The organism is Pseudomonas sp. NFIX10, from assembly GCF_900111955.1.
GTDB classification, from domain to species: Bacteria; Pseudomonadota; Gammaproteobacteria; order Pseudomonadales; family Pseudomonadaceae; genus Aquipseudomonas; species Aquipseudomonas fluorescens_AA.
The window spans coordinates 105,690-120,245 of sequence record NZ_FOKH01000002.1; the positions used below are offsets into that span (position 1 = coordinate 105,690).

Annotated in this window: 12 protein-coding genes; 3 read left to right on the forward strand and 9 right to left on the reverse strand. The window is 62.8% G+C overall.

The window, feature by feature from the left end; genetic code table 11:
- Positions 1–2: 2 nt before the first annotated feature.
- The 3 genes from BM321_RS02325 (at position 3) to BM321_RS02335 (ending at position 3,793) form a co-directional block, all read left to right on the forward strand.
- Positions 3–686 (forward strand): heavy metal response regulator transcription factor, encoded by a 684-nt coding sequence (locus BM321_RS02325; protein ID WP_092441393.1) that lies wholly within the window; start codon positions 3–5, stop codon positions 684–686.
- Positions 673–2,040 (forward strand): heavy metal sensor histidine kinase, encoded by a 1,368-nt coding sequence (locus BM321_RS02330; protein ID WP_092441394.1) that lies wholly within the window; start codon positions 673–675, stop codon positions 2,038–2,040. The genes BM321_RS02325 and BM321_RS02330 overlap by 14 nt, the downstream gene beginning before the upstream one ends.
- Positions 2,041–2,296: 256 nt before the next feature.
- Positions 2,297–3,793, forward strand: coding sequence for a sensor domain-containing diguanylate cyclase (locus BM321_RS02335; protein WP_092441395.1), 1,497 nt, complete (start codon positions 2,297–2,299; stop codon positions 3,791–3,793).
- Between the two features lie 263 nt (positions 3,794–4,056).
- Here BM321_RS02335 and lpxC read toward each other — a convergent pair whose 3' ends face one another.
- The 9 genes from lpxC to murD all read right to left on the reverse strand — a co-directional run bounded on the left by lpxC (position 4,057) and on the right by murD (position 14,553).
- On the reverse strand, positions 4,057–4,968 hold the full coding sequence (gene lpxC / locus BM321_RS02340; protein WP_092331864.1) for a UDP-3-O-acyl-N-acetylglucosamine deacetylase: 912 nt from the start codon (positions 4,966–4,968) through the stop codon (positions 4,057–4,059).
- A gap of 112 nt (positions 4,969–5,080) precedes the next feature.
- The gene (ftsZ, locus tag BM321_RS02345) at positions 5,081–6,274 is read right to left on the reverse strand and encodes a cell division protein FtsZ (RefSeq protein WP_072348503.1); all 1,194 of its coding nucleotides are present in this window, start codon (positions 6,272–6,274) and stop codon (positions 5,081–5,083) included.
- A 98-nt stretch (positions 6,275–6,372) separates the two neighbouring features.
- On the reverse strand, positions 6,373–7,632 hold the full coding sequence (gene ftsA, locus BM321_RS02350) for a cell division protein FtsA (RefSeq protein ID WP_003205342.1): 1,260 nt from the start codon (positions 7,630–7,632) through the stop codon (positions 6,373–6,375).
- Between the two features lie 15 nt (positions 7,633–7,647).
- Entirely contained in the window at positions 7,648–8,514 is an 867-nt protein-coding gene (locus BM321_RS02355) for a cell division protein FtsQ/DivIB (RefSeq protein ID WP_092204136.1), read from the reverse strand.
- A gap of 3 nt (positions 8,515–8,517) precedes the next feature.
- Positions 8,518–9,483 (reverse strand): D-alanine--D-alanine ligase, encoded by a 966-nt coding sequence (locus BM321_RS02360; RefSeq protein ID WP_092204137.1) that lies wholly within the window; start codon positions 9,481–9,483, stop codon positions 8,518–8,520.
- Entirely contained in the window at positions 9,480–10,940 is a 1,461-nt protein-coding gene (gene murC, locus BM321_RS02365; protein WP_092204138.1) for a UDP-N-acetylmuramate--L-alanine ligase, read from the reverse strand. The genes BM321_RS02360 and murC overlap by 4 nt, the downstream gene beginning before the upstream one ends.
- Positions 10,933–12,003 (reverse strand): undecaprenyldiphospho-muramoylpentapeptide beta-N-acetylglucosaminyltransferase, encoded by a 1,071-nt coding sequence (gene murG, locus BM321_RS02370; protein ID WP_092331862.1) that lies wholly within the window; start codon positions 12,001–12,003, stop codon positions 10,933–10,935. The genes murC and murG overlap by 8 nt, the downstream gene beginning before the upstream one ends.
- On the reverse strand, positions 11,993–13,210 hold the full coding sequence (ftsW, locus tag BM321_RS02375) for a putative lipid II flippase FtsW (protein WP_092204140.1): 1,218 nt from the start codon (positions 13,208–13,210) through the stop codon (positions 11,993–11,995). Before ftsW ends, murG begins: the two co-directional genes overlap by 11 nt.
- Complete coding sequence (gene murD, locus BM321_RS02380) at positions 13,207–14,553, reverse strand: UDP-N-acetylmuramoyl-L-alanine--D-glutamate ligase (RefSeq protein WP_092441396.1); 1,347 nt, start codon at positions 14,551–14,553, stop codon at positions 13,207–13,209. Before murD ends, ftsW begins: the two co-directional genes overlap by 4 nt.
- Positions 14,554–14,556: the final 3 nt, after the last annotated feature.

Consider the following 14,556-nt stretch of genomic DNA (forward strand, 5'->3'; position numbering starts at 1 on the left):
CCATGCGCGTTCTGATCATCGAAGACGAAGAAAAAACCGCGGACTACCTGCACCGCGGCCTGACCGAACAGGGCTACACCGTGGACGTGGCGCCGGACGGCATCGAAGGGCTGCACCTGGCCCTGGAAACCGACTATGCGGTGATCGTGCTCGACGTGATGCTGCCGGGCCTGGACGGCTTCGGCGTACTGCGGGCCCTGCGCGCCCGCAAGCAGACACCGGTGATCATGCTCACCGCCCGGGAACGGGTCGAGGACCGCATCAAGGGCTTGCGCGACGGGGCCGATGACTACCTGGGCAAGCCCTTCTCCTTCCTCGAACTGGTGGCCCGCCTGCAAGCCCTGACCCGCCGCAGCGGTGGCCATGAACCGGTGCAGGTGAGCATCGCCGACCTGTGGATCGACCTGATCAGCCGCAAGGCCACCCGTGCCGGCCAACGCCTGGACCTGACCGCCAAGGAGTTTTCCCTGCTCAGCGTCCTGGCTCGCCGCCAGGGCGAAATTCTTTCGAAAACCGCCATTGCCGAAATGGTCTGGGACATCAACTTCGACAGTGACGCCAACGTGGTGGAAGTGGCGATCAAACGCTTGCGAGCCAAGCTCGACGGGCCATTCGAACAGAAGTTGCTGCACACCATTCGCGGCATGGGTTATGTGCTGGAGAGTCGCGGCGATGAGCGTCCCTGACAGCATCGCCCTGCGCTTGAGCGCCATGTTCACGCTGGTGGCGGCGCTGGTGTTCCTGTTGATCGGGGGCGCTTTGTACCAACAGGTCGGCAAGGGCCTGGGCCTGTTGCCCGAAGCCGAGCTCGATGCCCGCTACAGTGTCCTGGAGTCCACCGTCGGCCGCTACGGCACGCCTGAACACTGGGTGAAGATCAACAACAAGCTGCGATTGCTTGGCGAAGAAGACAAGCGCATCCATTTCTGGGTCGTCAGCGACGAGCCGCGCTTTGAATACGGCGATCCCGATGCGCAGATCCGCGCCTTTGCCCAAGGCCCGCTGGGTAAACGCGACCTGACGCTGCCCCATCGGCACTACCCGATGAAAGTGCTGGTGAGCCAATTCCCGGCCAAGGACCAACGCCCGCCGCTGCGCTTCATGATCGGCATCGATACCGAGACCTTCTACCAGACCCAGCATCGCCTGTTGGTGGCACTGGTGAGCCTGGCGATTGTCGGCGTACTCCTGGCTTCGTTGCTGGGCTACTGGGTCGCACGCATCGGTCTCAAACCGCTGATCAAGCTGTCCGAGGAAGCCCGGCGCCTGGCCCCACCCCGCCTGTCCGGGCGCTTGCAACTGTCGCCCTTGCCGCCGGAGCTGAGCCAGTTCGTCAGTTCCTTCAACGCCACCCTGGACCGGGTCGAACAGGCTTACTCGCGGCTGGAGTCGTTCAACGCCGATGTCGCCCATGAATTACGCTCGCCCCTGACCAACCTGATCGGCCAGACCCAGGTGGCGCTGACCCGTGGGCGCTCGGCTGAGCATTACTTCGAAGTGTTGCAATCGAATCTCGAGGAATTGGAGCGGCTGCGCTCGATCATCAACGACATGCTGTTCCTGGCCAGCGCCGACCAGGGCAGCAAGGCCACCAAGTTGACCAGCGCATCCCTGGCCGGCGAAGTGGCGACCACCCTCGATTACCTGGACTTCATTCTGGAAGATGCCCAAGTCCGGGTCCGGGTCAGCGGCGACGCCCAGGCCAACATCGAGATCGCTCACCTGCGGCGGGCGCTGATCAACCTGCTGAGCAACGCCGTGCAGCACACCGCGCCCGGGCAAGTGATCGACGTGCGCATCGAAGCCCTTGGCGACCAGATCACCCTCGCCGTCACCAACCCCGGCGAACCGATCGCCGGCGAGCATCTGCCACGCCTGTTCGAACGTTTCTATCGCGTCGATGCCTCGCGCAGCAACAGTGGCGCCAACCATGGGCTGGGGCTGGCCATCGTCAAGGCCATTGCGCTGATGCACGGTGGCGATGTGTTCGTGCGCAGCGACCAGGGTGCCAACACGTTCGGGATCCGCTTGCCAGCCTGACCCCCCCCATAGGTTCGTACGCGTCATCACGTCTTTCCAGGCCAATGAATGCTGGGCGAAAGCCAACTGTAGCAAAATCGGAATACCGTCCGAACGCGCCCCCAGCTTTCATTAATTACCGGGTAATTGCGCAAACACTGATTGCCCGCTCTCATTGATCCAAGCACAATCAGCAAAAGGCCAGCATCTGGTTTATTGCCGGTTTGCAATCCTTTGGGACGGATCCCAGCCACATGACAATGCAGACATCGGAACCATGAGCGCGCGCAGTGCGACACCCGGCAACACCCCGCTTTCGAGACGTTCGGAACGGGTACTCGTACTGGCCAGCTCGCTGGTTGTCACTGCCATCCTGAGCATCGTGACGTTTCTGTTGATCCGCGAACATGCCGCCGCACAACGGGCGGCGACACGTGCGGCGACCAATATCGTGCAATTGATCGACGCCGATGTGCTGCGTAACGTGGAACTCTACGATCTGTCGCTGCAAGGTCTGGTCGCCGCCGCCAAACGCGACGACCTGAAAGACGTTTCGCCCGCGATTCGCCATCTGGCGTTGTTCGACCGTGCCACCGCCGCCCCCTACAAAGGCGACATCCTGCTGCTCGACAAGCATGGCGATGTCATCGCCGACTCCGCCTCGGTCGAACCGCGCAAAGGCAATTACGCCGACCGGGAATATTTCCAGTCCCATGTCCAGGACCCGAGCCTGGGCATGATGATCAGTCGCCCGTTCCGTTCCAGGAGTCACGCGCAAGATTGGCGCATCAGCTTCAGCTATCGACTGAGCGACGACCGGGGTGAGTTCATGGGCGTGGCCGAGGCCGCGATGCGTTTGAATTACTTCAACCAATTGTTCAAGAGCCTGAACATCGGTCATGGCGGCACAGTCAACCTGGTCAGCCGAGACGGCATTCTATTGGCGCAAGAGCCGCCCTTGGCAGAAGACCTGACGGGCAAGGACTTCAGTAAGCGGCCGAACTTCGTGCGCATCCTGCGCGAAGGCAACGGCAGCTTCACCAGCGTGTCCGGTCAGGACCAGAAGCCGCGCCTGTACACTTTTTCCCAAGTGGGCAACCTGCCATTGATCGTCGTGGTAGCGCTCTCCACCCAAGAGGTCTTCGCCTCATGGCAACGCACGGCATTGTTGGTCAGCGGCGCCACCGGCGCGCTGTGCATCGGTTTGCTCTGGCTCACCTGGCTGCTGCGCCGCGAATTGCGCCGCCGTTACAGAGCTGAACGGGAATTGGCCCAACTGGCGTCCGTCGACGCCCTCACGGGCCTGGCCAACCGACGAACACTGGACGATACGTTGCAACAGGAATGGCTGCGCGCCCAACGTTCGGGCCAACCGTTGTCTGTGCTGATGATCGATGCCGATCATTTCAAGGCGTTCAACGATCGCCATGGTCATCAACAGGGTGACGAGGCCCTGCGCACCTTGGCGCAATTGATCGGCCAGCATGTCCGACGCCCCGCCGACCTGGCGGCGCGCTATGGCGGTGAGGAGTTCTCGGTGGTGCTGCCGGAAACCACCACCGCTGGCGCCTTCACCATGGCCCAGAATATTCGCGATGCGGTCGAACAACTGCCGCCGGTGTCCGAGGGGGGAGCGCCCATGACGGTCAGTATCGGCATCGCCACTTGGACCCAGGGACCGTACAACGAACTCGAACAACTCTTGTTTGCCGCGGACAAGGCGCTGTACCAGGCCAAGGCCAGCGGACGCAATCGTGTGGTCTGCGCGATGTAACACCGCAGCCCCCAAAGGCTATGGACACGGCGCTCTCTGTGGCGAGGGAGCTTGCTCCCGCTGGGCTGCGAAGCAGCCCCAAACGGCCCTGGCTAATGAGTTTGATACACCGCAGCGCCAGATTTCAGGGCCGCTGCGCGCCCCAGCGGGAGCAAGCTCCCTCGCCACAGGTTTCCCTCATCGCTCCCGGCTCCCGACGAAAACCCGGCCATAAAAAAAGGCCACCCGAAGGCAGCCCTTAAAAAACTAGAGAGGTTTTTTGCTTACACCGCCGCGACAGGGCGCATGTAAGAGATTGGTGCGGTGCTGGCGTCTTCGAACGTCACGACTTCCCAAGCATCTTTCTGGGCAATCAACTTGCGCAGCAGCTGGTTGTTCAGTGCGTGGCCGGACTTGAAGCCCTTGAACTCACCAATCAGGCTATTGCCCAGCAGGTAGAGGTCGCCGATTGCATCGAGGATCTTGTGCTTGACGAATTCGTCTTCATAACGAAGGCCGTCTTCGTTCAACACACCATCGGAATCGACCACGATCGCGTTTTCAACACTGCCGCCGAGTGCGAGGTTGTGCTTGCGCAGGTACTCGATATCACTCATGAAACCAAAGGTACGGGCGCGGCTGACTTCTTTTACGAACGAAGTGCTGGAAAAATCCACGCTTGCACTCTGGGTGCGGTCACGGAAAACCGGATGATCGAAATCGATCTCGAAGCTCACCTTGAAACCTTCGAAAGGGACGAAAGTGGCGCGCTTGTCGCCGTCTTCCACTGTCACTTCCCGCAGGATGCGGATGAACTTCTTGGCTGCGTCCTGCTCTTCCAGGCCAGCCGATTGAATCAGGAATACGAAGGGTCCGGCACTGCCATCCATGATCGGGACTTCGGACGCGGAGAGCTCGACGTAGGCGTTATCGATGCCCAGGCCAGCCATGGCCGAGAGCAAATGCTCCACCGTATCCACTTTGGTGTCACCGTTGACCAGTGTGGTCGACATAGTGGTTTCACCAACGTTTTCCGCGCGAGCAGGAATCTGCACCACAGGGTCGAGGTCGGCACGACAAAACACAATGCCGGTATCGATAGGCGCGGGCTTGAGGGTCAGGTAGACCTTCTCGCCGGAGTGCAAGCCGACACCTGTGGCACGGATAATATTCTTCAGGGTGCGTTGTTTAATCATGGCATGGGCCGCTTCAGCGCAAATTGCGAACTGGTATCAACAAAGGCTGGCGATGATAGCAGACCAGACCTTTGCTGAACACCAATCACCCGTATCCCCCTGATACATTTCATCAATCGGCCTGACGACGCAGGAAAGCCGGGATGTCCAGGTAATCCAGATCGTCTTGCGGATTCATCTTCGCGGCAGTCGCGGTACCGGCCTGGGCCTGGTTGCGCATGACGGTCGGACGGTCCAGGTCACGGTAGTTCACCGCAGGCGCTTCCTGACGCGCAGCCACTTGTTGTTGCGGTTGCGAAGCCATGGAGGTGTGAACGGTGTTGTCGATGACCTTCACAGGCTTCTCGATTTTCGCGCCCAGACCGGTGGCAACCACGGTCACGTGCAGCTCGTCGCGCATGTCCGGATCGATAACGGTACCGACCTTGACCATCGCGTGCTCGGAAGCGAAGGCTTCGATGATGCTACCCACGTCGGAGTACTCACCCAGGGACAGGTCAGGACCGGCGGTGATGTTCACCAGGATGCCGCGTGCACCTTGCAGGTTCACGTCTTCGAGCAACGGGTTGCGGATGGCCGCTTCGGTGGCCTCGCGAGCACGGTTCGGACCGCTGGCGCAGCCGGTGCCCATCATTGCCATGCCCATTTCGCTCATGACCGTCCGTACGTCGGCAAAGTCGACGTTGATCATGCCTGGACGCTTGATGATGTCGGAGATACCGCGAACGGCACCGGCCAGTACGTCGTCAGCCTTGGCGAAAGCCGACAGCAGGCTTGCGTCTTTACCCAGGATGGTCAGCAGCTTCTCGTTGGGAATGGTGATCAACGAGTCGACGCTTTCAGACAGCAGACGGATACCTTCGTCGGCGATCTGCATACGCTTGCGGCCTTCGAAAGGGAACGGACGGGTCACCACCGCAACGGTGAGGATCCCCATTTCCTTGGCCACTTCGGCGATGATTGGCGCCGCACCCGTACCGGTGCCGCCGCCCATGCCGGTGGTGATGAACACCATGTTGGTGCCTTGCAGGACTTCTGCGATGCGCTCACGGTCTTCGAGGGCGGCCTGACGACCGACTTCAGGGTTGGCGCCCGCACCCAGGCCTTTGGTCACGCCAGTGCCCAGTTGCAAGATGGTCCGCGCGCCGATGGATTTCAGCGCCTGGGCATCAGTGTTGGCGCAGATGAACTCAACGCCTTCAATGTTGCTCTTGACCATGTGGTTGACAGCGTTGCCGCCGCCACCGCCGACACCGATTACTTTGATAACCGGGCTAGCGGGGATGTTGTCTACGAGTTCGAACATTTTCCCTCTCCTTTCATTCTCTAGTTTTTTCGCCTACTGCGTTTGCTGCGTCTTCCAGCGCCAAGCCTGAAACCTGCCGCGTGAAGCTTTGAAACTGTTTAAAAGTTGCCTTTGACCCAAGCCTGGAGCCGCTCGAACAGCGGAGCCTTCGGCTCGTCGCTGCTGTAGCTGTCGCGGCTGCCGATCCCTGAAAACGAGATTCCGTCGGACTGTTTCTGCAGGCCGTACATCAACAGGCCCACGCCGGTGGAATAGATCGGGTTGCGGACCACATCATCCAGGCCCTTGACGCCATGGGGCACGCCCAGGCGCACCGGCATGTGGAAAATCTCTTCGGCCAGCTCGACCGCGCCTTCCATCTTCGACGTACCGCCGGTCAGCACGATGCCGGCCGGGATCAGGTCTTCGTAGCCGCTGCGACGCAGTTCGGCCTGGATCAGCGTGAACAGCTCGTCGTAGCGCGGCTCGACCACTTCGGCCAGGGCCTGGCGCGACAGTTCGCGCGGTGGACGGTCGCCGACGCTCGGCACCTTGATGGTTTCACCGGCACCGGCCAGCTTCGCCAGGGCGCAGGCGTAACGGATCTTGATTTCCTCGGCGTACTGGGTCGGGGTGCGCAACGCCATGGCGATGTCGTTGGTCACCTGGTCGCCGGCAATCGGGATCACAGCCGTGTGGCGGATCGCGCCTTCGGTGAAGATCGCGATGTCGGTGGTGCCGCCGCCGATGTCCACCAGGCACACGCCCAGCTCTTTCTCGTCGTCGGTCAGCACCGAGTAGGCCGAGGCCAGTTGCTCGAGGATGATGTCGTCGATTTCCAAGCCGCAGCGACGCACGCATTTCTCGATGTTCTGCGCGGCGTTCACCGCACAGGTCACCACGTGGACCTTGGCTTCCAGGCGCACGCCGGACATGCCCAGGGGCTCACGCACGCCTTCCTGGTTATCGATCACGTAATCCTGCGGCAGGGTGTGCAGCACACGCTGGTCGGCCGGGATCGCCACGGCCTGGGCCGCGTCGAGTACGCGCTCGAGGTCCGCGGAGCTGACTTCGCGATCACGAATCGCCACGATGCCGTGGGAGTTCAGGCTGCGGATGTGATTGCCCGCCACGCCGACGAACGCCGAGTGGATCCGGCAACCGGCCATCAGCTGCGCCTCTTCGATGGCGCGCTGGATCGATTGCACGGTGGACTCGATGTTCACCACCACGCCTTTTTTCAAGCCGCGGGACGGATGTGTACCGATCCCGACGATGACCAGCGTGCCGTCGTCCGCGACTTCGCCTACCAGCGCCACCACCTTGGAAGTGCCGATATCGAGACCGACGATCATTTTCCCGCTTTGCACGTTTGCCATGGGTCCTGCCTCTTCTTAATTCTTCGCGACGGCGGGTTCGGCCGTCGTCGGCGCTACAGGTTCCCGCCAGCCAACGGCCAGGCCGTTGGCGTAGCGCAGATCGATGCGCGCAATGTTCGTAATCTTTTCTTTAAGCGTCTTGTCATAGATGGCGATGAAGCGGCGCATCTTTTCCACCAGGTTGCCGCGCCCGAGCAACAGCTCGATGCCCGGCCCCGAGCTGCCCGCGCCAGTGGTCAGGAACCAACTGCCGCGCTCACGCAATTCCAGGCGCGCGATGGAGAAGCCCAACGGCCGCAACATCTGGCTCAGCACCTGGTATTGCTGCATCACTTGCTGCTGGGCCCGCTGTGGACCGAACAGTTGTGGCAAATGTTCATAGTTGGCCAGTTCTCGCGGCGTAAACGCCTGGCCCTGGTTGTTCAACAGCGACTCGTCGCCCCAACGGGCCACCGGCAGTTGCTCTTCCAGGCGAATCGACACCTGGTCGGGCCACACCCGCCGGACTTCGGCGTGAGCGATCCAGGGCATCTGCTCCAGCTCCGTGCGCATGCCCGCCAGGTCGATGGTGAAGAAACTCGACGCGACGAACGGGGCGATCCGCTGCTGCACCGCCTGCTGGCTGATGTAGCTCAGGTCGCCCTGGACGTTGATCCGGGCGATCGGCCGGTCGGCATACGGCAGCAACCGTTGCGCGCCTTCATAGGTACCGAACCCCAACGCCACCAGCAGCACCGGCCAGAACAGGCTCTTGAGAAAACCAAAATTGGCTTTCGGCAAGCGCGCCGACATCGGCTCCTTGGCCACCATTCGGCTGGCACCCCGCGGCACCGGCTTGCGACCGGGTGCGGATGGCTGATGACGAAGCGATGCGCCTTGCATGGCTTAACCTCTTGGCTCTTGAGTGCCGACACTGGCCGCCAGGATCGACAGCACCAGTTGCTGGAAATCCAGACCGGCGGCGCGGGCCGCCATCGGTACCAGGCTGTGATCGGTCATGCCTGGCGCGGTGTTGACTTCCAGGAACCAGAACTGCCCATCGGCATCCTGCATCACGTCCGCCCGGCCCCAACCGGCGATACCCAGCGCCTCACAGGCCTTGGCCGTGAGGTCCATCAGTTCTTTTTCCTTGGCAGCGTCCAGCCCGCAGGGAATGCGGTACTGGGTATCGTTGGCGATGTACTTGGCGTCGTAGTCGTAGAACGTGTGGGGCGTGCCCAGCGCAATCGGGGGCAACACCTGGTCACGCAGGGTGGCGATGGTGAACTCGGGACCGGTGATCCATTGTTCGACCAACACTTGCGAATCGTAGGAACTGGCGTCTTTCCATGCCGCGGTCAACTCAGGCAGCGAATTCACTTTCGCCATGCCAATACTTGAACCTTCATGGGCCGGTTTGACGATCAAAGGGAAACCCAGTTCCGTGGCCGCCGAAATACAATCGGCCTCGGACGCCAGCACGGCGTGACGCGGCGTCGGAATGCCGAGGCTGTGCCAGACCTGCTTGGTGCGCAGTTTGTCCATCGCCAGGGCGGATGCCAGGATGCCGCTGCCGGTGTAGGGGATCCCCAGGCATTCGAGCAGGCCTTGCATGCTGCCGTCTTCGCCGCCGCGACCATGGAGGATGATGAACGCGCGATCGATCTTTTCGTTCAGCAGGCGCTGCAGGAAATCATCGCCCACGTCGATGCCGAAGGCGTCGACGCCGGCGCTTTGCAAGGCTTGCAGCACGGCGTTGCCGGACTTGAGGGACACCTCGCGCTCGGCGCTCTTGCCACCGAACAGCACGGCCACGCGGCCGAAGGCTTTCGGATCAAGGGTCGAGACCAGGTTGGCGTAGGCAGCAGTCATTTCAGTTTCCCCTCGCTGGAGGCCACGATTGCTCCGGCGAATAACGGACTTTTCAACAGTTTCGGGGCCAGGCCACCGATGTCACCGGCACCCTGGCACAGCAGGATGTCGCCGGCGCGCAGCAACGGCTTGACCAGCGGCGCGAGGTCTACGCCACGCTCGATGTAGATCGGGTCCAACTGGCCGCGTTGACGAATGCTGTGGCACAGCTGGCGGCTGTCGGCCCCAGGGATCGGTTCTTCACCGGCCGGGTAGACTTCCATCAACAGCAGTACGTTGGCGTCGGCCAGCACCTGGACGAAATCGTCATACAGGTCGCGGGTGCGGCTATAGCGGTGCGGCTGGTAGACCATCACCAGGCGCCGCTCCGGCCAGCCACCGCGCACGGCCTTGATCACCGCCGCGACTTCGGTCGGGTGGTGGCCGTAGTCGTCCACCAGCATCACGTTGCCGCCTTCCACCGGCAGTTCGCCGTAGACCTGGAAGCGCCGGCCCACGCCCTGGAAGCCGGACAGGCCCTGGACGATGGCTTCATCGCTGACGCCTTCGTCGGTGGCGATGCAGATGGTGGCCAGGGAATTGAGCACGTTGTGGTTGCCGGGCATGTTCACCGACACGTCCAACGGCTCGCGATCAGGGCGCAAGACGGTGAAGAACGTCTGCATGCCTTGCTGGCGCACGTTGATGGCGCGCACGTCGGCGTCTTCGCCAAAGCCGTAGGTCACGGTCGGACGCTTGATCAGCGGCAGGATTTCACGCACCACCGGGTCGTCCAGGCACACCACCGCCAGACCGTAGAACGGCAGGTTGTGGAGGAACTCGACGAAGGTTTTCTTCAATTTGTTGAAGTCACCGTCGTAGGTCGCCATGTGGTCGGCGTCGATGTTGGTCACCACGGCCACCAGCGGTTGCAGGTGCAGGAAGCTCGCATCGCTCTCGTCGGCTTCGGCGATCAGGTAGCGGCTGGTGCCCAGCTGGGCATTGGTGCCCGCGGCATTCAGACGACCACCGATCACGAACGTCGGGTCCAGGCCACCGGCCGCGAACACCGAGGCGATCAGGCTGGTGGTGGTGGTTTTACCGTGGGTACCGGCGACGGCGATGCCATGGCGATAGCGCATCAGCTCGGCGAGCATCTCAGCCCGTGGCACCACGGGAATGCGGCGTTCCAGGGCGGTGGCGACTTCCGGGTTGGAGGTGTTCACGGCGCTGGAAACCACCAGCACGTCAGCATTGGCGGCGTTCTCGGCGCGGTGACCGATAAAGATCTGCGCGCCGAAGGACTCCAGGCGCTCGGTGACCGGGGAAGCTTTCAGGTCGGAACCCGAGACCTGGTAACCCAGGTTCAGCAATACCTCGGCGATCCCGCACATGCCCACGCCGCCGATACCGACGAAGTGGATGCGGCGGATACGGCGCATTTCCGGTTGCGGCATGGCTTTGCGATTCTCAACCATGGGCCACCTCCAGGCAGGTATCGACCACTTGGGCCGTGGCGTCGGGTTTGGCCAGGCGGCGGGCGGCGCGGGCCATGTCTTCAAGTCGTTGCGGCTGCATCAAAACCTCTGTCAGGCGGGCGGCAAGATCCGCGGCGCCAGTCGTTCTTTGCGGCATCAGGAAGGCAGCGCCTTCACGGGCCAAATAATCGGCGTTACGGGTCTGGTGATCGTCGATGGCGTGGGGCAAAGGCACCAGCATCGAGGGCAGACCGGCGGCAGCCAGTTCACTGATGGTCAGCGCGCCTGCGCGGCAGACCACCAGGTCGGCCCAGCCGTAGGCTTGGGCCATGTCTTTGATGAAAGGCTGCACTTGCGCCTCGACGCCGGCGGCGCGGTAGCGCTCGGCGGTCACTTCATCGTGATGTTTGCCAGCCTGATGGAACACGTCCGGCCGCAGGTCGGGAGCGACCAGCGACAAGGCTTCGGGCAGCAATTTGTTCAATGGTTCCGCCCCCAGGCTTCCACCCAGGATCAGCAAACGCGCCTTGCGTCCAGCCAGGGCCGGGCGCGGTGTCTCCAGGAACAGCTCGGTACGCACCGGATTACCCGTGGTGCGGCGGCTGCCCGACAGGGTAAAGGTGTCGGGAAAAGCTTCACAGACCCGGGCGGCCAACGGCACCAGTAACCGATTGGCGGTACCGGCCACGGCGTTCTGCTCGTGGACGATCACCGGCACACCGGCCAGTTTTGCCGCAACGCCACCAGGGCCGGTCACATAACCACCGAACCCAACCACGCACACTGGGCGCAACCGACGAATGATCGCTCGCGCCTGCCAGATCGACTTGAGCAGCATCAGCGGCGCCTTGAGCAACGACAACTTACCCTTGCCCCGCAGGCCGCTGGCGTCGATCCGGTGCAGTTCGAGGCCGGCGCCAGGCACCAGTTCGTTCTCGATCCCCCGCGGCGTACCCAGCCAGTGCACGGTGTAGCCCCGTGCCTGGAACTCCCGGGCACAGGCCAGCGCCGGGAACACGTGCCCGCCGGTACCGCCCGCCATGATCAGCACGTTAGCGCCCATGAGTCGGCTCCTCGGCGAAGTCGCTCTCCTGGAATTCCATCTCTTCGCTGCCCAGGTGGGTTCGACTCTCCCATTCGATGCGCAGCAACAGGCCAAGACAGGCACAGCAGATCACCAGGGAACTGCCGCCATAGCTGAGGAACGGCAGCGTCAGGCCCTTGGTCGGCAAGAGGCCGACGTTCACGCCGATGTTGATCAGGAACTGGCCGATCCACAGGAACGACAAGCCATACGCGACGTACGCGGCGAAAAACTGCTTGGCCTTCTCGGCCCACAAGCCGATGTACATGCCGCGCACACAGACGAACACGAACAGGGCGACGGTGCACAGGGAACCCACCACCCCAAGTTCTTCGGCCAGTACCGAGAACACGAAGTCGGTGTGGGCTTCCGGCAGGTAGAACTGCTTCTGCACGCTGTTGCCCAGGCCCACGCCCAACCATTCGCCGCGACCGAAGGCAATCAAGGCCTGGGTCAATTGATAACCGGAACCGAACTGGTCGGCCCACGGATCGGTAAAGGTGATCAGGCGCGCCATCCGGTACGGTTGCGCCTGAACCAGCACGGTCACGGCCGCCACCGCCAACGCCACCATCAGGATGAAGCGAAACAGCCCGACCCCACCGAGGAACAGCATCGCCGCCGCGGCGCCCATCATCACCACCGTGGCGCCGAAGTCCGGCTCCATCAGCAGCAAGCCCGCCATGGGCAGCAAGACGATGAACGGCTTGAAGAACCCCATCCAGCTCTCGCGCACTTCTTTCTGGCGACGCACCAGATAACCGGCCAGGAAAATCACCACGAAGACCTTGGCGATCTCCGAGGGCTGCACGTTGAAGAAGCTGAAGCCGATCCAGCGCATCGAGCCGTTGACCTCGCGGCCGATCCCCGGCACCAGCACCATCACCAACAGGCCGAAGGCCCCGAGCAGCATCATCCAGCCCAGGCGCTGCCAGGTGGCGATCGGCACCATCATGGTGACGACGCACGCGCCCAGGCCTATCACCAGGTAAACCAGGTGGCGGATCATGTGATAAAGGGTGTTGCCCGACTGCACGGCAGCCACTTCCGACGACGCGGAGGTGATCATTACCAGGCCCAGGCCCAGCAAGGCCAGGCAACCGGCGAGCATCGGGAAATCCAGGTCGATGCCACGTCCGGTGATCAACGGCGACGGGTACGGCTTGATGATGTTCATCAGGCTCATGCCAAGTCCTCCGCGGCCCGGGCGAACAGTTGCCCGCGCTCTTCATAGTTCTTGAACATGTCGAAACTGGCGCAGGCCGGTGACAGCAGCACCGCGTCGCCCGGGTGCGCGAGCGCGCGGCATTGCTGCACCGCCTCGTCCAGCGAACCGACGCGAACCAGCGGCACGGCTTCGCCGAGGGCCTGGGCGATCAATTCGCGGTCGCGGCCCATCAGCACCACGGCACGGCAGTTGGCTGCCACGGGGTCGCGCAGGTCCTTGAAGTCGGCGCCCTTGCCATCGCCGCCGGCGATCAGCACGAGCTTGCCTTCGATGTCCGCCCCCAGCCCTTCGATGGCCGCCAGCGCGGCACCGACGTTGGTGGCCTTGGAGTCGTTGTACCAGGCCACGCCATCGAGGTCGCGCACCCACTGGCAGCGGTGTTCGAGACCGGCAAACGTGCGCAGGGCCGACAGCATGGCGTCGAACCGCAGGCCGACCGCATGTCCCAGGGCCAACGCGGCCAGGGCATTGGCCTGGTTATGGGCGCCACGAATCTTCAGTTCGCGCACCGGCATCAGGTTCTGGAATTCGAAGGCCAGGTATTTCTCGCCATTCTCTTCGCGCAAGCCGAAGCCTTTGAAATCCGGAACGCCCAGGCCGAAGGACCAGCACGGCATGCCCTCGCCCAGCAACGGGCGGGTCAAGGCATCCTGGCGGTTGAACACCACCTGCCGGGCCCCACGGAAGATCCGGTGCTTGGCCAGGTGATAGGCCGGCAGGCCGCTGTAGCGGTCCATGTGGTCTTCGCTGACGTTGAGCACAGTGGCCACTTCGGCGCCCAGGTGGTCGGTGGTTTCCAGCTGGAAGCTCGACAGCTCCATCACGTACAACTCGACGTCGTCGCTGAGCAGGTCCAGGGCCGGGGTGCCGAGGTTGCCGCCCACGGCGACGCGCTTGCCGGCCGCCGCGGCCATCTCGCCCACCAGGGTGGTGACGGTGCTCTTGGCGTTCGAACCACTGATGGCAATGATCGGCGCCTTGGCGTTACGGGCGAACAACTCGATATCGCCGGACAGTTTCACGCCACGGGCCGCGGCCGCCTGCAGGGCCGGGGTCGCCAGGGCCAGGCCGGGACTCACGTAGAGCTCATCGGCGCGGCACAGGAACTCGACATCCAGTTCGCCACAACGCACGTCCACCTGGGGATAGTCACGGCGCAGCGTGGCCAGCTCAGGCGGATTTTCCCGCGTGTCGGCCACGGCAAACGACACGCCCCGGTTCGCCAGGAAGCGAACCAGGGACATGCCGCTCTTGCCGAGGCCGACAACGATGCGGAAGTGGTCAGAAGCGATCAGGGACACTCG

Bases quoted from the DNA above. Each gene is read 5' to 3' on its own strand.
- BM321_RS02325 (WP_092441393.1), top strand. From the start codon at position 3: ATGCGCGTTCTGATCATCGAAGACGAAGAAAAAACCGCGGACTACCTG.
- BM321_RS02330 (WP_092441394.1), top strand. From the start codon at position 673: ATGAGCGTCCCTGACAGCATCGCCCTGCGCTTGAGCGCCATGTTCACG.
- BM321_RS02335 (WP_092441395.1), top strand. From the start codon at position 2,297: ATGAGCGCGCGCAGTGCGACACCCGGCAACACCCCGCTTTCGAGACGT.
- lpxC (WP_092331864.1), bottom strand. From the start codon at position 4,968: ATGATTAAACAACGCACCCTGAAGAATATTATCCGTGCCACAGGTGTC.
- ftsZ (WP_072348503.1), bottom strand. From the start codon at position 6,274: ATGTTCGAACTCGTAGACAACATCCCCGCTAGCCCGGTTATCAAAGTA.
- ftsA (WP_003205342.1), bottom strand. From the start codon at position 7,632: ATGGCAAACGTGCAAAGCGGGAAAATGATCGTCGGTCTCGATATCGGC.
- BM321_RS02355 (WP_092204136.1), bottom strand. From the start codon at position 8,514: ATGCAAGGCGCATCGCTTCGTCATCAGCCATCCGCACCCGGTCGCAAG.
- BM321_RS02360 (WP_092204137.1), bottom strand. From the start codon at position 9,483: ATGACTGCTGCCTACGCCAACCTGGTCTCGACCCTTGATCCGAAAGCC.
- murC (WP_092204138.1), bottom strand. From the start codon at position 10,940: ATGGTTGAGAATCGCAAAGCCATGCCGCAACCGGAAATGCGCCGTATC.
- murG (WP_092331862.1), bottom strand. From the start codon at position 12,003: ATGGGCGCTAACGTGCTGATCATGGCGGGCGGTACCGGCGGGCACGTG.
- ftsW (WP_092204140.1), bottom strand. From the start codon at position 13,210: ATGAGCCTGATGAACATCATCAAGCCGTACCCGTCGCCGTTGATCACC.